We start from the raw sequence: 19,527 nt of genomic DNA on the forward strand, positions 1-19,527 counted from the left end.
TGTTTCAAAAAAATGGCTCTGAACGGCATGGCCATCGATAGATACAACGATCAAAACATAGCTGGGTTTTATAGCAATGCCTTGAAACATCTGTCAAGCAACCATGCCGCAAGATACCCGCCGCAAAAAAGCTGCGGGAAAATTATTAAGTATAATTAAAGACCAAGATGGGCTCTAACAGCTTAATGAGTACTAGCAACTGCGTTATTGCTAAACGATGCTTCGGTGCTTTTCAATGGCGCACCGTCTGTTACTTTATCAGCTAGCGCTACGGCTAAGACATCATCTATCCAACGCACCGGGCGAATATCAAGCGCACCTTTGATATTGTCAGGTACTTCCTTGAGATCACGGCGGTTTTCTTCAGGAATTAGCACTGTCTTTATACCACCGCGACGGGCTGCCAGCAATTTCTCCTTCAATCCGCCAATCGGCAATACTTCACCGCGCAGATTGACCTCACCGGTCATTGCCACATCGCAGCGCACCAACCGCTGGGTATAAGCGGAAACAATCGCCGTTACCATCGCAATACCGGCACTGGGGCCATCCTTCGGCGTAGCCCCTTCGGGTACGTGGATATGTAAATCCTCTTTCTCAAACCGCTCGGGATCAATACCATACGCTTCCGCCCTGGCGCGCACCACAGTATGGGCAGCACTTACCGACTCTTTCATCACATCGCCAAGCGACCCAGTTTTATTAATACGCCCCTTGCCCGGCGTCACTACTGACTCGATATTGAGCAGCTCACCACCCACTGACGTCCAAGCAAGACCGGTAACACGACCAATCTGATCATCTTGTTCGGCTAATCCATAGCTATAGCGACGCACGCCAGCATAGTGCTCTATCTGCTCGGCGGTTAGGCTTTGACCATCTTGACCGGCCTTGGGATCGCGCTTCTTCTCAAGGCACTCACGCAGCACCTTACGCGACACCTTGGCAATCTGGCGTTCTAATTCGCGCACCCCCGCTTCCCGGGTGTAGTAGCGAATAAGCTCTAAAAGCGCGCTATCCTCAAGCGTTAGCTCGTCATTTTTTAAGCCGTTTGCAGCTAATTGCTTGGGCAATAAGTAGCGCTTAGCGATCGCCAGTTTCTCATCCTCGGTGTAACCCGGTAGACGAATAATTTCCATGCGATCAAGCAAGGCACTGGGGATATTCATCGAATTGGCAGTACAGATGAATAGCGTCTCGGAGAGATCGTAATCAAGCTCAAGATAGTGATCGCTGAAGCTATTATTCTGCTCAGGATCCAATACTTCGAGTAGCGCAGAAGCAGGATCACCACGATGATCCATGCCTAGTTTGTCGACCTCATCCAACAGGAATAGCGGATTTTTCACGCCAGCGCGACTCATGCGCTGCATTAATTTACCTGGCAACGAGCCGATATAGGTGCGCCGATGACCACGAATCTCAGACTCATCACGGACGCCACCCAACGCCAAACGCACATATTTGCGGTTGGTGGCTCGGGCAATTGACTGCCCTAGCGAGGTTTTACCTACCCCGGGTGGGCCAACCAAACACAGCACAGGCCCTTTCATCTTGCGTACACGCTGCTGCACGGCGAGATATTCGAGAATACGCGCTTTAACCTCTTCCAGCCCGTAGTGGTCTTCATCCAACACTTGCTGCGCTTTGACCAGATCATGCTTAACCCGCGTGCGCTTTTTCCACGGCACGGCGACTAACCAATCCAAGTAAGAGCGCACCACCGTAGCTTCGGCAGAGTTTGAGGCCATCATTTTGAGCTTGTTCAGCTCTTGAGTGGCTTTCTCCGACGCCTCTTTCGGCATACCGGACTCTTTGATCGCCAGCTCGTACTTCTCGGCTTCATTGGGCACATTATCCAGCTCACCCATCTCTTTCTGGATGGCCTTCATTTGCTCATTGAGATAGTACTCACGCTGGGTCTTCTCCATCTGCTCCTTGACCCGTGAGCGAATGCGCTTTTCGACCTGGAGCAAATCGATTTCAGACTCGATCAGCGCCATTAGGTGCTCAATTCGATCACGCACTCGGTCCATTTCAAGCAGCTCCTGCTTATCGCCAATCTTGAGCGATAAGTGGGCGCAAATGGTATCAACCAGACGACTTGGATCTTCAATCCCTGATAGTGAGTTCAGCACTTCATTGGGGACTTTTTTGGAGAGCTTAACGTACTGCTCGAACTGGTTGAGCAGCACGCGAACAAGCGCTTCCTGCTCACGGCTGGTAAGCGGCTCGCTCTCCCGGGGAGTCAAATAGGCCTGGGTATAACCTGTTTCGTGCTCTTCGACACTCAGCACATCGGCGCGAAAATTGCCCTCAATCAGTACTTTGACTGTGCCATCAGGTAGCTTTAGAAGCTGCATAATGTCAGCCACGGTACCCATAGAGTAGAGATCCGCGTTATCTGGCTCATCCTGAGAAGCTTCACGCTGAGCCACTAGCAATACACGCTTATCAGCCTCCATCGCCGCTTCGAGCGCCTGGATAGACTTTTCACGGCCTACAAAAAGAGGGATAACCATTTGCGGATAAACAACCACATCGCGCAACGGCAAAAGGGGTAGACATTGTGTCTGTTCGGCGTTCTGCTGCATCGCAGACGTTCCTCGGCAAATCGGATGAGTACTTAAAAAGAGTACTTGGAAAAGTACTGCGCAGTCGTCAACACGCTGGATATAGATACGTTCGCATTGGGTTGGCTACGCAGTGACACTCTTGAACAATGCTCTGCAACAACCGTTTCTAACAGTCTTGTATAAAAACAGTCTTATAAAAACAAGGGGCCGCCTAGGCGACCCCTTGGTTTAGTGCAGGCGGATGAAGCGTGGCCGCGCGGCTCGCGCTAGTCACTAACCATCAGTGCCGTCAACACGTGCTTCTTCCTGCTGAGAATAGACCAACAGGGGCTCGCTCTCACCGGCAATCACTGAGCCGTCGATAACCACTTTACTGACACCTTCAAGCGAAGGAATTTCATACATGGTATCTAGCAGCACTGACTCTAAAATAGAGCGTAGCCCGCGTGCCCCTGTCTTACGCTCCATGGCTTTTTCGGCAACGGCACGTAGCGCCTCATCTCTGAACTCAAGAACCACACCTTCCATTTCAAACAGTTTGGCATACTGTTTAATCAGCGAGTTCTTGGGCTCCGTTAGAATCTGCACCAGGGCATCTTCAGTGAGCTCCATCAACGTTGCGATGATCGGCAAGCGGCCAACAAACTCTGGGATCAAGCCAAATTTGACTAGATCTTCTGGCTCAACATCAGCCAATAACTCCCCCACGCCACGAGAAGACTCTTTACTCTTCACGGCCGCGTTGAAACCAATACCGCCTTTCTCCGCACGGTCACGAATAACTTTATCGAGACCCGCAAAAGCACCGCCAACGATAAACAGAATATTGCCCGTATTAACTTGGACAAACTCCTGTTGCGGGTGTTTGCGACCGCCCTGTGGGGGGACTGATGCAGTGGTACCTTCAATCAGTTTTAACAGCGCTTGCTGTACGCCTTCACCCGACACGTCGCGAGTAATCGAGGGATTGTCAGATTTACGTGAAATCTTGTCGATTTCATCAATATAGACAATGCCACGCTCAGCTTTTTCGACGTCGTAATCGCACTTCTGCAACAGCTTTTGGATGATGTTCTCAACATCTTCGCCGACATAGCCAGCTTCCGTCAGCGTGGTTGCATCTGCAATGGTGAAAGGTACATTAAGCAAGCGTGCCATGGTTTCTGCCAACAGCGTTTTACCGCTACCGGTGGGACCAATGAGCAGAATGTTTGATTTACCTAGCTCAACATCGCCGTCGCGCGCATCAGTTTTTAGACGCTTGTAGTGGTTATATACCGCTACTGAAAGCACCATTTTGGCGCGGTCCTGCCCGATGACGTAATCATCCAGTGTATGACGTATTTCGCGGGGCGTAGGTAAACGCTCCTCATCGCTCTCGGCATCGGCTTCGAGAACTTCCTCGCGAATGATGTCATTACATAAGTCGACACACTCATCGCAGATATAGACGGACGGACCCGCAATCAGCTTACGTACTTCGTTTTGGTTTTTGCCACAAAACGAACAGTAAAGCAGTTTGCCACCTTCGTCTTTGCCTTTGCCGTCGGCCATTCGCATACCTCTATCACTGCGGCGGCTTACGCCGCCGGAAAAGCTCGTTAGAAAAGCAGAATCCCATCACGCTATCAGGATGTAGGCCGCTTATCCAGCACTGCGTCAATCAAGCCATACTCTTTGGCTTGGTTGGCGCTCATGAAATTATCCCGGTCGGTATCCCGCGAGATAGCTTCAATATCTTGGCCTGAGTGATGAGCAAGAATTTGATTCAACTTCTCACGAATACCTAAAATTTCACGGGTGTGAATTTCAATATCAGACGCTTGGCCCTGGTAACCACCCAGCGGCTGGTGAATCATCACACGTGAGTTGGGTAGGCAGTAACGTTTTCCTGCCGCACCTGCTGTTAATAGCAACGCGCCCATACTGGCCGCCTGACCAATACATACGGTGGACACATCAGGCTTAACGAACTGCATAGTGTCGTAAATCGACATACCGGCAGTTACCGAGCCACCTGGCGAGTTGATATACAGGTGAATATCTTTGTCCGGATTTTCCGACTCTAGGAACAGCAGTTGGGCAACTACCAGATTAGCCATGTAGTCTTCTACAGGGCCTACCAGAAAGATCACGCGCTCTTTTAATAGGCGTGAGTAAATGTCGTAGGCCCTTTCCCCTTTGGCGCTTTGCTCAACCACCATGGGCACTAAACCGCCGGCGTTTTGAATATCAAACTCACTCATTCAGGTGATTCCTTGCGTCCGGGAAGGGAAAGGCGCACCAACATAAGGGTGCGCCGCGTTCCAGGGTGTTAGGCGCTGGCTTGCTCGCCTTCTTCGGCACCCTCATCTTGCTCGGCTTGCTTTTGCGCAGCGGCAAGAACTTGCTGGTAAGACATTTCAACGTCTTTAATGTTCGTTTGCTCAAGTAGCTTAGCGACCGCTTTCTCTTCAAGAATGGCTGACTTTACTTGGGTTTTCAGCTGCTCATCACCCATGTAATGACTAACGACTTCTTCAGGATCTTGGTACTGCTCAGCCAATTCGGTCACTTTCGCTTTGATAGCGTCATCATCAGCGTCAAGCTCGTTGGACTTGATGACTTCGGCCAGCAACAGCCCGATCTGAACACGGCCTTTGGCCTGCTCTTCGAATAGTTCGTTAGGCAGTTGGCTGACATCAAAATCTTCGCCTAAGCCAAACTGCTGTGCTGCTTGGCGCTTCATACCGTCTGTTTCTTGCTGTACCAGTGAGTTTGGTACTGGAATTTCGTTAACCTTTTTAAGCGCATCCAATACTTGCTGCTTAACACGGTTATCCACGGCCTGTGACGCTTCACGGGTCATGTTTTTCTTGATTTCAGAGCGGAATTTTTCTTGATCTCCGCCTTCAACGCCAAAACGTTCGATAAATTCTTCATCGACTTCCGGCAGTTTCTGGCTACTGACTTTGTGAACCGTAACTTTGAAGGTAGCTTCTTTAGCGGCCAAATGCTCGGCTTGATAATCAGCCGGGAAAGTGACGTTGAGCGTTTTCTCTTCGCCCGCTTTAGCGCCAATTAACTGCTCTTCAAAACCTGGGATAAAGCTGTCAGAGCCAATGACCAGTGTGTGCCCTTCTGCGCTACCACCTTCAAACGGCTCATCACCGATGTAGCCTTGAAAATCAATAGTAACCTGATCGCCATCGGCAGCGGCTGCATCAACTTCTTCCCACGCGGCGTTTTGCTTACGCAGCGTGTCGATCATCTCGTCAACATCCGCATCATTTACGGAGACAACGGGGCGCTCGATATCAGTCCCTTCAATTGAGGCTAGCTCTACCTGTGGGTAGACCTCCATCAGGGCAACGAATTCAAGGTCTTTACCTGACTCATTGATTGACGGCTCAATTTGCGGAAAACCAGCAGGATTTAGGCCCTCTTCAGTAATGGCGCGCACATAGCGCTCGCGCATTACTTCGCTGACGACTTCGTTACGAACGTCTTGGCCATAACGCTGCTGAACAACAGCCATTGGCACCCGGCCCTGGCGAAAACCATTCAAGCGAACATTCTTCGCGGTATCTTTCAAGCGAGTACTAACGGCCTCGTCAATTTCGGCAGCCGGCACCTGAATAGTAATACGGCGTTCGATCTGGGAGGTCGTCTCGACAGAAACTTGCATGAATTGTCCTCTAATGGCTGGGCATTGTGTTGATTGCTAGTAATAAGGTTAAGGGGGCAATTTTAAGAACCCCAACGCATAGTGGCAAGCGCCATGCTCGCAACATGGGGGCAGTGATTTTAAAAACAAGGGAATATGCGAGCAATTAACCGCTTTATGGCGTGTTTGGCTTCATTATTAGTCCCACGCTGCGTAATTTTTACCATTCTACCGTTTTGTACGTCTTACAGCGACTTTTTCAATCGCTGCGTCGCTAGCTAGCTTGACGCTCACCTGACCACCATAGACTGAGCGCGTGGAGTAGCACGCCTAGGGTTGCGCCATGGGAGATGAATACCTGCCAGCTTATCCAGTCTGTAAACAGCGCATGCCAGCCGCCCATCACTGCCATCCCTAACAACAACATAACAGCTAACCGCTTTAACAGCCTAGGCACCCTTTGACGCGCCTGCGCTGACAACAAACGCCACTGCACCGCTGCCACCACTGCTACCAACACCAACGCAAAAATGATTAACGTTTGGCGAGTCTCATGCCCGCCTGCCATGTAGCGAGGTAGTGTGGCCAACATAAGCATACACAAACCAAGCGCAACGCTAATACGTTCAGGCGAGGAAGGAGCGTTCTGCATCGCTTAAGCCACCTCTAGCTGCTGAGCAATGATCCATTCTTCCACCCAAGGGATAGCCGCATCGTCAGCCATAAAGGTTTCCATAGCATCAATTTCCAGACGCTCACCCAACCGGGTAGCACCATGGTCTGCTAGCAGCGCGTCTAACGCCCTACCCGCACCACAAAACGTATCACCGTATGAACTGTCGCCCAGAGCAATAAGGCCGTAGCGCAGTGAAGTCAGCGAGGGGCTTTGGTCACGCAAATTACGCACGAAGGGCACGAAGTTGCCGGGAAAATCCCCGCTACCCGTTGTGGATACGCAAAAAAGCGCTAAATCAGCGTCGCTGTCAGTGATATCAGCAACGGAAGGCTGTTCAATAACTGTTACGGTATATCCGGCCTGCTCAAACAGAGGCTTCACCTGCTCAGCGGCGTCTAGGGCGCCACCATACATTGTACCCACCAAAATATTCAGCTTTGGCATCGTTACTCCCCTGTCAAAGTGTCACAGTGCCAACCGTCAAGTCGACAAATACCCGATGAATTTGCTCAAATATTAACATGGCTGGTTAAAATGAAACACATCATCCATGGCGGGTGGTTTAGATATAATGGATAGGAGTGGCTATGCAGCAAACTTTCGAAGCTTGGATTACCCCATTGATGATTGGCGGTCTCATCGTATTTATGTGCTTTATTATTTGGGATCTAGCGAAAAAGTCGAATGCCGGTAAGTTTGGCACCATCATGCTATTCGTTGTGCTGGGTGCAGGCATGTTGGGCTATGTGCTCAAAGTGGTCATTACTTGGCTAATTGAAGGCGGCGGCATATAGAAAGCAGTGTCTAGAAAAAACTGACCAGAAAGAACCGTCTAGAAACCACTGCTCATAAAGCCTAGCATGGCGCTTTACAAAGAGAAAAGGAGTGCCAGAAGCACTCCTTTTAGATATTGCTGAATAAGCTAAGTCTTAATAGCTTATTGTTTCAACATCACTGCAACTCTTACTCACCACCCGCATAGTGCTCAACCTGCTGCTTGAGCTTTTGACCAGGACGGAAAGTGACTACCCGGCGGGCAGAAATGGGTATTTCTTCGCCGGTTTTTGGATTACGGCCTGGCCGTTCACGCTTATCACGCAGGTCAAAGTTACCAAAACCCGAAAGCTTTACCTGCTCGTTTTCACGCAAGCAGGCTCTAATCTCGTCAAAAAAAGCTTCGACCATAGCTTTCGCTTCTCGCTTGGACAGGGCTAGCTCAGCATGCAAATGCTCAGCCAGTTCTGCCTTGGTCAATGCACCCATAAGGCTCCTCCTTCTCCTTGAAGCAAACGCATCTGTAAATGCATTGCCAAGAATGTGATAAGCATCGAAGCGTTGCTAAGTTAATAATTAGCCGCGCAGCTCCGCACCCAGCTTGACACGCACTTGCGTCACTATTGAATCAACCAACTGATTGATTTCTTCATCGTTTAGCGTGCGCGATGGATGCTGCCAGGTCAAGCCCAAAGCAATACTCTTATGCTCTTCTGCAACGCCTTTACCTGAATAGACATCAAATATCTTTATGTCCTGTAGGCACTCGCCTGCTTGCTGTTTGGCACAATCGATCAGCGCCTGCACTGGCGTAGCTTGCTTAAGTATAAACGCCAGATCACGACGCACCTCAGGAAAACGCGATAGCGGCTCAAAAGCGGGAATCCGACCTTGGCTCAGTGCATCCAGACGCACTTCAAACAGCACCGCATCCATCTTTAAGCCTAGCGTTGCGCGCACCTGGGGGTGCAAGGTGCCAATCCAGCCAACAGGCTTTCCGTTATGTAGCAATTGAGCACTTTGGCCTGGATGCAGCGCGGGGTGCTCTGCAGGCTCAAAGCGCCACGCATCATAATCGCCCCCCAATGCCAGCACACTTTCTAAATCGCCTTTTAAGTCGTAAAAGTCAACGCGCTCTTTTGCGCCACTCCAACCCTCTACTTCTCGGGTGCCACATACTAAGGCACCCAGCATCGGCACTTGTGTTAGAGCATCCAGCTCACCGTTAAACACTAGCCCGGTTTCAAATATCCGCACGCGCGTTTGCTGACGATTAAGGTTGTGCTCCATGGTACGCACCAAACCAGGCAACAGGCTTGCCCGCATTACTGATAAATCAGCTGATATAGGATTCGCCAGCACCGGACTCACAGCCTCTGGCAACATCGCCGCCTGCAGTTCGGGGGCAACAAAGCTGTAGGTAATCGCCTCTTGAAAGCCACGGGCCACCATCTGACGGCGCAGCAGGGCCTGGGTAAGCGTAGCTTCATCTGCAGAGCGCAGTGCCAAACGAGCGGCGGGACGACGCACCGGCAAATTATTGTAACCGTGAATACGCGCCACTTCTTCGATAAGGTCTTCTTCAATCGCTAAATCAAAGCGCCAACTTGGTGCCGTGACCGCCCAACCTGCATCTTGCACGCTGACGTCGAGCCCCAAGCGCTGCAAAATATCGGTGACATCATCGTTGTCGAGGGTCTTGGATAATGCCTGCTGCAAACGAGCACTGCGTAGCACTATGGTCCGCTCTTCAGGCATGTCATCAGCGCTTTGCGCCTCAACAACCGGCCCAGCCTGTCCACCGCAAATCTCAATCAAAAGCTGCGTGGCCCGTTCAACGGCAACGGGTGTTAACTGCGGGTCAACGCCACGCTCAAAGCGGTGCGAGGCATCGGTATGCAGACCATAAGAACGCGCTTGGCCTGCGATCGCAAGCGGGCTAAAAAAAGCTGATTCAAGGAAAATAGTCTGGGTACTTTCATTGACGCCAGAGTTTTCGCCCCCCATCACCCCTGCCATGGCCAGCGGGCCGGAATGATCGGCAATAACGAGCGTTTCCGGACGCAGCGCCACTTCATTACCATCAAGCAGGGTTAAATGCTCGCCTGGCTGGGCCATGCGAATCACCATGCCACCTTGAAGATTGGCGCGGTCAAATGCGTGCAGCGGCTGACCCAATTCAAGCATAACGTAGTTGGTAACATCCACCACCGGGTCGATAGAGCGCACGCCGCTGCGGCGAAGGCGCTCGACCATCCATAGCGGCGTCTCAGCCTGAACATTGACCCCTTTAATAATACGGCCAATATAGCGAGGACACTGCTCTGGCGCTTCAATGCTAACCGTAAAGCTATCTTCAACCTCTGCAGCCACTGGCTCGATCTGCGGGCCGTGCACCGACAAACGGTTGAGCACGCCTACCTCACGAGCCATGCCGTTAATACTCAGGCAGTCACCGCGATTGGGGGTTAAATCGACTTCGATGGTCATATCATTGAGGTGCATGAACTCCCTGAAATCGACACCTACCGGAGCCGACCCGGGCAGTACCAGAATGCCCGGCGAAGCCTCCTCCTCCAGCCCAAGCTCAGATGCCGAACAAATCATACCGCGCGATTCAGCCCCGCGAAGCTTGGCTTTTTTAATCTTAAAGTCGCCCGGCAAAACACCGCCAACCTGGGCAAACGGAATTTTCTGACCGACTTCGACGTTAGCTGCACCGCAAACGACCTGAACCGGTTCGCCACTGCCATCATCTACGGTGCACACATTGAGCTTATCTGCATCAGGGTGCTTCTCTTTACTCAGCACTTCTGCCACTACAACGCCATTAAATGCGGCGGCAACCGCTTCAATGGCGTCGACTTCCAACCCCGCCATCGTGATTTGGTCGGCCATCGCCTGAGTATCAAGCTGCGGGGAGACCCACTCACGCAGCCAATGTTCTGAAAATTTCATGGTAGATCCTGTATTCGGCAGCGAGCTTAGGCGAATTGACGTAGAAAGCGCAGATCGTTTTCAAAGAACAGCCGCAAATCATTTACGCCGTAGCGCAGCATTGCCAATCGCTCCGCCCCCATTCCAAACGCAAAGCCGGTATAACGCTCGGTATCGATGCCGGAGTGGCGGAAAACTTCAGGATGAACCATGCCGCACCCCATGACTTCCAACCAGCCGCTATGCGAACAAACACGACACCCCGCCCCGCTACACATCACGCACTGAATATCCACTTCGGCAGACGGTTCAGTGAATGGAAAGTAGGAGGGACGAAAGCGTACCGAGAGGTCATCACGCTCAAAAAATGCCTGCAAAAAGTCTTCGATGGTACCTTTAAGGTCCGCAAAGCTAACCCCTTCATCGACCAACAAACCTTCCACTTGATGAAACATGGGCGTATGGGTCAGATCAGAGTCGCTACGATAAACGCGTCCTGGGCAAACGATACGGATGGGCGGCTCACTCGCTTTCATGGTGCGAACTTGTACCGGCGACGTATGGGTGCGCAGTAAACGAGTGGCGTCAAAATAGAAGGTATCCGCCATACCTCGAGCCGGGTGATGCGCGGGAATGTTGAGCGCTTCGAAATTGTGATAATCATCTTCAATCTCAGGCCCTACCGCCACGTCATAACCTATACGCGTGAACAATCCTTCAATGCGCTCAAGGGTACGCGTCACGGGATGCAAACCACCTCCCTCCTGGCTTCGCCCGGGCAAGGTGACATCGATGCTTTCGGCCACCAAACGGGCATTCAGCGCCGCACTTTCAAGCTGCTGGCGCTTCGTATCGATTTCATCAGCAAGCGTCTGCTTAGCCTGATTAATACGTTCGCCCGCCGCCGGGCGCTCTTCCGCAGCTAGTTTACCCAGGCCTTTCAGCAAGGCAGTTACCTCACCTTTCTTACCTAAGTAGCGTACTCGTAACTCGTCTAGCGCGGCGACACTCTGCGCAGCCTGAATGGCGTCGCGAGCCTCAGATACCAGAGTAGGAAGGTGATCCATCCGTTTCACTCCGAATTAAGCGGTGCCCATCCCTGAAGATGGCATGGCACGTTGATAGTGACAAAAAAACAGGGGAAGAGCGGCTGCTCTTCCCCTGGATGGGTCACTCAAAAATGACCTTCGGTACATTACACGGGCAATCGCCCAGTGCAAATGACCTTATTGGGCAGCCTTGGCTTTTTCCACGATGGCAGCAAATGCAGCCTTCTCGTGTACTGCCAAATCGGCCAATACTTTACGGTCGATTTCAATACCGGCTTTCTTGAGACCACCTACAAAGCGGCTGTAAGACATACCGTTGATGCGTGCACCGGCGTTAATACGCTGGATCCATAGCGCGCGGAATTGGCGCTTACGGTTGCGACGGTCACGGTAGGCATACTGACCAGCTTTGATAACGGCTTGCTTGGCAACGCGGAAAACGCGCGAACGGGCACCGTAGTAACCTTTAGCAAGCTTCAATACTTTTTTATGGCGACGACGCGCTACTACGCCACGTTTAACTCGAGTCATAACACACTCCTGACTTTAAGGCTGAGGCACAAAATTTGTGCGCTCAGAAAAACGAAAACCCGACTTATAGATTCGGCAGCATACGCTGGATGAGCGCTTTATCAGATGCGTGGATCTGCTTCATTCCACGCAATTGACGCTTACGCTTGGTCGATTTCTTGGTCAAGATGTGGCTACGGTGAGACTGCTTGTGCTTAAAGCCACTTGCAGTCTTCTTAAAGCGCTTGGCAGCGCCACTGTTGCTTTTGATTTTCGGCATGAGGAAAACTCCGCTCGATATTTTTTAGAAAACCCAGGGCCGACCACCTGTTTAACGGTGGCCCGTTGACATCGCCGTTGGATCACTTCTTTTTCGGGGCAATAATCATGATCATCTGGCGCCCTTCCATTTTCGGGAAAGACTCTACCGCTCCGATCTCTTCCAGGTCTGCCGCGATCCTTTCCATCAGTTTACGACCGATGTCCTGATGCGCCATTTCACGACCACGGAAGCGCAGTGTGACTTTGCCCTTGTCACCACCTTCCAGAAAGCGCGTCAGGTTTTTAAGTTTGACCTGATAATCGCCTTCGTCGGTGCCAGGACGGAATTTAACTTCCTTAACCTGGATTTGCTTCTGCTTCTTCTTTTGAACCGCTTTCTGCTTCTTGGTCTCAAAAACGAACTTGCCGTAATCCATAATCTTACAGACGATGGGGTCGGCATTCGAAATTTGCACGAGGTCTAAGCTTTCAGACTCAGCACGCTCTAGCGCTTCGGTGGTGGGCACAACGCCCAACTGCTCACCGTCGCTACCAATAAGACGTACTTCTTCTTCAACAATTCGCTCGTTCATTGGTGGGCGTTTGTCTGCTGGCCGCCCTCTCTGGCTGCTTCTCTTGATCGTTCCGTCTCCTTAGGCAATTGACGATGTCGCCATGGCTGCTCTCTCGGCAGTATGGCGTTCAATAAATTCATCGACCGTCATTGTACCGAGGTTTTCACCGCTGCGTGTTCGCACGGCCACTGAGTCAGCTTCGACTTCCTTATCTCCCACCACAAGGAGATAGGGAACTTTCTGTAGCGTATGCTCACGGATTTTAAAGCCGATTTTCTCGTTCCTCAAGTCCGCTTTAACGCGTAAACCACTTTTTTGCAGTCGTTTCTCCAAATCAAGCGCATATTCACGCTGTGAATCGGTGATAGTCATGACAACCGCCTGCTGTGGCGCAAGCCATAATGGCATAGCGCCTGCATAGTGCTCAATCAGAATCCCCAAGAAACGTTCAAAGGAGCCTAAAATTGCGCGGTGAAGCATCACAGGGGTCTTACGTACGCCATCTTCATCAACGTATTGAGCCCCTAAACGCCCTGGCAAGTTAAAATCGAGTTGTAGCGTACCACACTGCCAGACACGATTCAGACAATCGCGAAGGGTGAACTCAATTTTAGGGCCGTAAAAAGCCCCCTCGCCTGGCTGAAGGTCCCACGCTAAGCCCGTTGCATTCAATGCAGCCTCAAGCCCCTGCTCAGCTTGATCCCACACTTCAGCTTCGCCCAAGAAGTCTGCCGGGCGAGTTGAAAGCTTCAGCTCAACATCTTCAAAGCCAAGCGTCTTGTACACCTGCAACGTTAGCGCTATAAAATCTTCCGCTTCAGCTTGAATTTGGCCTTCAGTACAGAAAATATGCGCATCATCTTGAGTGAAGCCACGCACGCGCATCAAACCATGCAGCGAACCGGAAGGCTCATTACGATGACAGCTGCCAAACTCAGCCAAACGCAGCGGTAAATCACGGTAGCTTTTCAGACCCTGATTAAATACCTGTACATGGCAGGGGCAGTTCATGGGCTTAACGGCGTATTCGCGTTTTTCAGACTCAGTGGTGAACATCAGTTCACTGTAATGCCCCCAGTGCCCTGACTTTTTCCACAAAGAAAGATCAACCACCTGCGGCGTTTTGATCTCTTGATAGCCATGTTCACGCTGAATGTTGCGCATGTACTCTTCCAAAGCCTGGTACATCGTCCAGCCATTGGGATGCCAAAACACCATACCCGGCGCTTCTTCCTGAATATGGAACAAGTCCATTTTGCGGGCGAGCTTACGGTGGTCACGCTTCTCGGCTTCTTCCAGACGCTTGAGATACGCTTTGAGCTGTTTTTTATCGCCCCATGCGGTACCGTAAATGCGCGTCAGCATGGTATTGGCAGCATCACCGCGCCAATAGGCGCCCGCCAATTTAGTCAGTTTGAAGGCTTTTAAGTGACGGGTATTCGGCACGTGCGGGCCGCGACACATGTCGGTGTACTCTTCGTGATGATAAAGCCGAATTGTCGCATCACTGGGAATGTCGCCAATAATTTGCTGCTTATACGGTTCATCACGCTGTGCAAAGGTCAGCATTGCCTGATCGCGATCAACGTATTCGCGCACTACGTCGTACTCGCGTTCAATCAGCGAGTGCATGCGCGCTTCTATCGCTTCCAAATCTTCCGGCGAGACCGATTGACCGAACTCGATATCGTAATAAAAGCCGTCATCAATCACCGGTCCGATTGCCATTTTGGCCTCGGGGTACATCTGCTTAACGGCATGACCAACAAGGTGAGCACAGGAGTGACGAATGACTTCCAGCCCTTCATCGTCACGTGCAGTAATAATCGCAACTTTTGCGTCTTGCTCAATCAGGTCAGCAGTATCTACCAGCCTACCGTCGAGCTTTCCAGCAACGCAGGCCTTAGCCAAACCAGGGCCAATGGATTCTGCGAGCTGCATAACGGTTAGCGGTGCTTCAAACGTTCTTTGACTGCCGTCAGGCAGTGTCACAATAGGCATTCAGATTCCTTGAGCGCAGTGGTGAGCCATACCAAGGATCACATTTCGCTATCAATGGTCTTGGGGAAGGATTAATACGTTAGCTGTAAAACAGCGGCAAGCCTACCAGACTTAACCGCTGCTTCAAATAAAAACGGGAGGCCTAAGCCTCCCGTTTCTTTACTTGGTGTTTGCGCGTTAAATATTAGCGGCTAACCAAGTGAGATAAGCAAACTTAGTTCCACTCATCCAGTTCAACGCGACGGTTCTGGAAGCGGCCTTCTTGAGTCTCGTTAGACGCGACCGGCTGCTCTTCACCGTAACCTACTGCACGCATACGGTTAGCTTCTACGCCGCGGCTCGCCAAGTAGCTTGCAACAGATACAGCACGCTCTTGTGACAAGTTTTTGTTGTACTCGTCAGAACCGCGTGAATCAGTGTGGCCTTCGATGCTTACGCGAACATCGGGATTACTAACCAAACGCTCAGCAACACCGTTCAGTACGTTCTGGGCGTTAGCAGTTAACTGTGCAGAATCAAACTCGAAGTTAACATCTTGAAGAACAACGCTGTCCGGGCAACCCAGGGCGTTAACTTCTACACCCGCAGGTGTGTTCGGGCACTGATCACGGTAATCCGGCACACCGTCGTTATCAGAGTCTAATGGGCAACCATCGGCATTTACTTCAACGCCAGCCGGTGTGCCTGGGCACTGATCACGGTAATCCGGAACACCGTCACCGTCGGAATCTAGCGGGCAACCTTCGGCGTCAACAGCAACACCGGCCGGTACTTCGCCGTAGCTTGGGCACTGCGGAGCGACCGGTTCAGGCGTGTGATCTGCACATAGCAGACCACCGATAGCGGCACCAGCAGCGGCGCCAGTGTAAGCACCGCTCTCTTCGTCAGAACTGCTGCTGGTGGCATAACCAATGCTGCCACCGATTAAGCTGCCTGCTAGGCCGCATACGGCAGGATGCTGGTACCAGCTGCCATCGCTGCTAGCACTACTTTGTTGGCTGGAAGACTGCGAAGCCGAGCTGGCACAGCCAGAAAGGCCAACTACCAGGGCGGAACCGATTAGCAAGCCAGTCGTTGATTTTTTCATGCAAGACTCCTTCTTGATCCAATGCTGAAGTGGTCATAAATGACCAAATCTATCTAATGCTTCTTATTGCGAGAGCATCCATTTTTCGCTTGCTTTACACCGCCGAACACATCCCAAAGTAACCTGTACTAAGCTCTTTGCATACAGCCAATGTAAAACGGTGTGCCTATCATTAACGCATAAGCGCAAGAAGGCAACAATGCCGAGATATCAACTTCTTGCCAATATCGACATCACTCAGCATAGCAAAATTGCCACGGTCGGCACTAGAAAATAGTTTGCTATGCTTTTTGGCGGCTTGAAGCCGCTCAAAACTGTGACTTAATGCAATGCGCTTGAGCCTTTTGAACGCCATTTTAATACTGCGTTGGCTGCTTCAAGTACTGCTTCACGCATTTCATTCTCAACCATTAAACGCTCTTTGTCTTCCTGCATACGTTCACGAGCTGTCAATTGCTTACGAGCCGAGTGTGTTTTCAGGTGTCGAGTACGGCTGTAGTGTTCGGCAAACGCCTGAAATTCAGCCCTGTCTGCCAAGCTCGGATCAATAATTTCCAAGAGCACCTTGCAACGCCAAGCACCCTCAGTGATATCAACCTGCTCTTGAACCAGTGCCCCGGCCACGTAGTCGAGATTTTCTAAACTGTTTTGCTGCGCACGAGCATCTTCATCGCGCCGATACGTTTCTCGACGATTGACTTCTTGATGCAAAGACCAAGCATAAAAGCCCAACCCGACAATAACGGCAATCGCCACCGCCAATAAAATTAGCGCGCCAATTGAGTTCATGAACCTCCTCATTAAGCATATAAATTACTTGACGAGAATTGTACACTCTTGTGCCACCAATCGGCCAACGGCATCTACGCTTGAATGTCGCTTAAGTGGGGGCTAAGCCAGCGCAGTAGCGTAATGATCTAGTAATAGCGCTCCAAAAACACCCAGTAGATAGCGAATTGAGAACCAAAATGCGCCGATAGGCGCATCATTATCTTGCCCGCGCCACACTCGCCAATTCCAAAACATAAAGCGCACATTTAGGCACAGCACTATACATAAATAGAGGGTGCCGCTCATTCCTATCATTACTGGCATTAAAGTGGTTAATACGGTCAACCATCCATACAGCCAAATTTGTAGCCTGGTAAAAGGAATGCCGTGCGTAACAGGCAACATAGGAATACCCGCACGGGCATAGTCATCACACTTGTGAATGGCTAGAGCCCAGAAATGTGGCGGAGTCCAGGCAAAAATAATTAGCATCAGAAGAAGCGGCTCCGGACTTATTTGCCCGCTGATAGCAACCCAACCCAACAATGGAGGTGCCGCACCAGCCACCCCACCGATAACAATATTTTGCGGTGTAGCCCGCTTTAGGAAGGCGGTATAAATTAATGCGTAGCCGATCAGGGATGCAAATGTAAGTGCCGCCGTTAAGTGGTTGACCTGCCACGCCAATAGCGCAACGCCTGCAATGGATAACAGACTTGCCCAAGCCAATGCGACCGCTACTGGTAGCCGCTTACTAGCGACTGGGCGACGGAAAGTTCGTGTCATGACCGCATCCAAGCGGCGGTCGATGACATGATTAAAAGCGGCCGCACCGCAAGAAGCCAAGCCGATACCGGCTAGACCGAGGATTATGCTCATCAGCGATGGTAGGCCTGGGGTGGCTAATGCCATCCCCACGGCGGCACACACTAACATAACCGCCACTACCTTAATTTTGCATAGGCCAATGAGCTCTTTCCAGCCCCATACCATCGTGGGTAATGTCGAGGGTAGCGTCATTGTTGTATTTCGCATGGCATGCTTCCCTGTTATTGAGCGATAACGCCGTTATAAGGAGGATGGGTAGTCGTTAAGTAAACGCTTGCTTCTGGATAGCGCCAACGCCACCACGCCCAAACAAGCCCGGTGGTCAACGCAATGGCGCCAGCTGTATGCAGTAGCGCCAGCCATAGCGGCAACCAAAGCACCACATTGGCAACCCCCAGCGCGGTCTGTAGCGTATATAAGCCAACAACTATCGCGAGCGGCCTTGCGACACCCGGCCAATGCCGATGACGCCACCAGAGCACTATCAGCCCGATACCAAGCAGCAATGCCCCCAACCGATGAACCACTTGAATCGCGGTACGCGCATCGGCATGTAACTGCCCATGCAGATAATTGGGCCCAACGGTCTGGGTAATGTGAAAGCCTTCGTTGATGTCCATCGCGGGCAACCACTGTCCATTGCAAGTAGGAAATCCTTGACAAGCGACACCGGCATAGTTGCTAGACACCCAGCCGCCTAGTGCCAATTGCACAACCAGCAAGCACGCCGCAATGCCCCACAGCGCATTGGCGCGTCGAGGTTCACATACTGGCGTTGCCAAGCTACGGCGGAGGCGCAAATGCAGCCAAAAAAACAGCAGAAGTACGCTTAACCCACCCAACAAATGGAGCGTAACGACTTGGGGCCATAACTTGAGCGTAACGGTGAAGGCACCAAAAGCACCCTGGAGCAAAATAACGACGAGTAGCATCAAGCTTAGCCGCCACGGATAGCTAGGGCGATGACGCAATGACCATCCCAACGCGACAACGCTCAGCACCACCAGCCCAAGCAAGCTGGCGATGTAACGATGAAGCATTTCTACCCATGCCTTGAAGGGCTCCAGCGGAGCATCAGGATGACGTAAAGTGGCCAATTCACTGTCAGGAACTAATAGCTTTCCGTAGCATCCTGGCCAGTCAGGGCAGCCTAAACCGGCATCTACTAAGCGCGTCCAGGCTCCTACCAACATCACCACCGCGGTAAACATGGTGCCTACTAGCGTTAACCCTATCAGCCACCGCAAGCGACGCTCGCTTAACTCTTGCATGATGCTTCCTTAACGACAGCGCGCTTTATTGAGGATTCACTTTAAGTAGGTGCTGAATATCGTCGAGCACATACTTAGTGGCGACACTGGCGTCAAATGCCAACGCAGGACGTCCTTGGGGGTCAAGTAACCACACTGAGTTTTCCCCCCGCCATGAGGGCACTTGCCGCCATTCACTGGCAATCTCTCCGGGCAGCGGCTGAGGGTCGCCGCCGATACGCAAACGCATTAGTCTTGGCGCTTCTCGACCTAAAGCACGGTGGAGTCGCCAGAATTCATCTTTACGTTTGTCACACGCTTGGCTGCAGTCAAATGCAAGTGTCCACGCTTCTTGGTCATTAACTGCCAGGTCTTGGCCATTAACAGCCGCAGTGGTTAACGGCCACTCTGCAAGCAAGGGTAACGCCAAATCAACCTCCCCATGGGCGGTATGGTGATCAGGAATGCCAATTCGTAGCTCTACCATTCCCCATGCTGCGACCATGGGGGCAGCAAACACGACAAAAATAAGTATTAATTTGAGCCGCTGGCGTCGAAGGTATTTGGCATCCTGCATGTTATAAAC

Annotated in this window: 19 protein-coding genes; 1 reads left to right on the forward strand and 18 read right to left on the reverse strand. The window is 51.4% G+C overall.

The annotated features are described in order from the left end of the window. Positions 1-182: 182 nt before the first annotated feature. From lon to ACQE2I_RS09630, 6 genes are all read right to left on the reverse strand, one after another. Positions 183-2,594, reverse strand: a complete 2,412-nt coding sequence (gene lon / locus ACQE2I_RS09605; protein ID WP_427027888.1) for an endopeptidase La — start codon at positions 2,592-2,594, stop codon at positions 183-185. 255 nt (positions 2,595-2,849) lie between these two features. Further along, positions 2,850-4,130 (reverse strand): ATP-dependent Clp protease ATP-binding subunit ClpX, encoded by a 1,281-nt coding sequence (gene clpX / locus ACQE2I_RS09610; RefSeq protein ID WP_427027889.1) that lies wholly within the window; start codon positions 4,128-4,130, stop codon positions 2,850-2,852. Between the two features lie 74 nt (positions 4,131-4,204). Beyond that, positions 4,205-4,822, reverse strand: coding sequence for an ATP-dependent Clp endopeptidase proteolytic subunit ClpP (gene clpP, locus ACQE2I_RS09615; protein WP_427027890.1), 618 nt, complete (start codon positions 4,820-4,822; stop codon positions 4,205-4,207). Positions 4,823-4,890: 68 nt separating this feature from the next. Next, positions 4,891-6,243 carry a trigger factor gene (gene tig, locus ACQE2I_RS09620; protein ID WP_427027891.1) on the reverse strand — a complete coding sequence of 451 codons (1,353 nt, stop codon included), beginning with the start codon at positions 6,241-6,243 and terminating at the stop codon, positions 4,891-4,893. A gap of 253 nt (positions 6,244-6,496) precedes the next feature. Continuing rightward, complete coding sequence (locus tag ACQE2I_RS09625) at positions 6,497-6,874, reverse strand: hypothetical protein (RefSeq protein WP_427027892.1); 378 nt, start codon at positions 6,872-6,874, stop codon at positions 6,497-6,499. 3 nt (positions 6,875-6,877) lie between these two features. After that, positions 6,878-7,342 carry a flavodoxin gene (locus ACQE2I_RS09630; RefSeq protein ID WP_427027894.1) on the reverse strand — a complete coding sequence of 155 codons (465 nt, stop codon included), beginning with the start codon at positions 7,340-7,342 and terminating at the stop codon, positions 6,878-6,880. Between the two features lie 143 nt (positions 7,343-7,485). On the opposite strand from ACQE2I_RS09630, the gene ACQE2I_RS09635 reads away from it, so the two are divergent. Further along, positions 7,486-7,692, forward strand: a complete 207-nt coding sequence (locus tag ACQE2I_RS09635; RefSeq protein ID WP_427027896.1) for a DUF2788 domain-containing protein — start codon at positions 7,486-7,488, stop codon at positions 7,690-7,692. Positions 7,693-7,861: 169 nt separating this feature from the next. Here ACQE2I_RS09635 and ACQE2I_RS09640 read toward each other — a convergent pair whose 3' ends face one another. From ACQE2I_RS09640 to ACQE2I_RS09695, 12 genes are all read right to left on the reverse strand, one after another. Continuing rightward, positions 7,862-8,161: an integration host factor subunit alpha gene (locus tag ACQE2I_RS09640; RefSeq protein ID WP_427027898.1), complete on the reverse strand. Its 300-nt coding sequence runs from the start codon at positions 8,159-8,161 to the stop codon at positions 7,862-7,864. Between the two features lie 87 nt (positions 8,162-8,248). Beyond that, on the reverse strand, positions 8,249-10,630 hold the full coding sequence (pheT, locus tag ACQE2I_RS09645) for a phenylalanine--tRNA ligase subunit beta (protein ID WP_427027900.1): 2,382 nt from the start codon (positions 10,628-10,630) through the stop codon (positions 8,249-8,251). A 26-nt stretch (positions 10,631-10,656) separates the two neighbouring features. Next, positions 10,657-11,676 (reverse strand): phenylalanine--tRNA ligase subunit alpha, encoded by a 1,020-nt coding sequence (gene pheS / locus ACQE2I_RS09650; protein ID WP_427027902.1) that lies wholly within the window; start codon positions 11,674-11,676, stop codon positions 10,657-10,659. Positions 11,677-11,835: 159 nt separating this feature from the next. Next, entirely contained in the window at positions 11,836-12,189 is a 354-nt protein-coding gene (rplT, locus tag ACQE2I_RS09655) for a 50S ribosomal protein L20 (RefSeq protein ID WP_078087679.1), read from the reverse strand. Positions 12,190-12,253: 64 nt separating this feature from the next. Beyond that, positions 12,254-12,448, reverse strand: a complete 195-nt coding sequence (gene rpmI / locus ACQE2I_RS09660; protein ID WP_290674224.1) for a 50S ribosomal protein L35 — start codon at positions 12,446-12,448, stop codon at positions 12,254-12,256. An 82-nt stretch (positions 12,449-12,530) separates the two neighbouring features. After that, positions 12,531-13,022: a translation initiation factor IF-3 gene (infC, locus tag ACQE2I_RS09665; protein WP_427027904.1), complete on the reverse strand. Its 492-nt coding sequence runs from the start codon at positions 13,020-13,022 to the stop codon at positions 12,531-12,533. A 60-nt stretch (positions 13,023-13,082) separates the two neighbouring features. Beyond that, complete coding sequence (gene thrS, locus ACQE2I_RS09670) at positions 13,083-15,005, reverse strand: threonine--tRNA ligase (protein ID WP_427027906.1); 1,923 nt, start codon at positions 15,003-15,005, stop codon at positions 13,083-13,085. Between the two features lie 214 nt (positions 15,006-15,219). Continuing rightward, positions 15,220-16,092 (reverse strand): OmpA family protein, encoded by an 873-nt coding sequence (locus ACQE2I_RS09675; protein WP_427027907.1) that lies wholly within the window; start codon positions 16,090-16,092, stop codon positions 15,220-15,222. A gap of 321 nt (positions 16,093-16,413) precedes the next feature. Beyond that, on the reverse strand, positions 16,414-16,881 hold the full coding sequence (locus ACQE2I_RS09680) for a DUF2489 domain-containing protein (protein ID WP_427027908.1): 468 nt from the start codon (positions 16,879-16,881) through the stop codon (positions 16,414-16,416). Positions 16,882-16,983: 102 nt separating this feature from the next. Further along, a complete protein-coding gene (gene cyoE / locus ACQE2I_RS09685; RefSeq protein ID WP_427027909.1) occupies positions 16,984-17,898 on the reverse strand; it encodes a heme o synthase in 915 nt (304 codons plus the stop codon). 14 nt (positions 17,899-17,912) lie between these two features. Beyond that, on the reverse strand, positions 17,913-18,962 hold the full coding sequence (locus tag ACQE2I_RS09690; RefSeq protein WP_427027911.1) for a COX15/CtaA family protein: 1,050 nt from the start codon (positions 18,960-18,962) through the stop codon (positions 17,913-17,915). A 25-nt stretch (positions 18,963-18,987) separates the two neighbouring features. Beyond that, on the reverse strand, positions 18,988-19,518 hold the full coding sequence (locus ACQE2I_RS09695; RefSeq protein ID WP_427027912.1) for a hypothetical protein: 531 nt from the start codon (positions 19,516-19,518) through the stop codon (positions 18,988-18,990). Positions 19,519-19,527: the final 9 nt, after the last annotated feature.

The organism is Halomonas sp. H2, assembly GCF_050215315.1.
GTDB lineage: Bacteria > Pseudomonadota > Gammaproteobacteria > Pseudomonadales > Halomonadaceae > Vreelandella.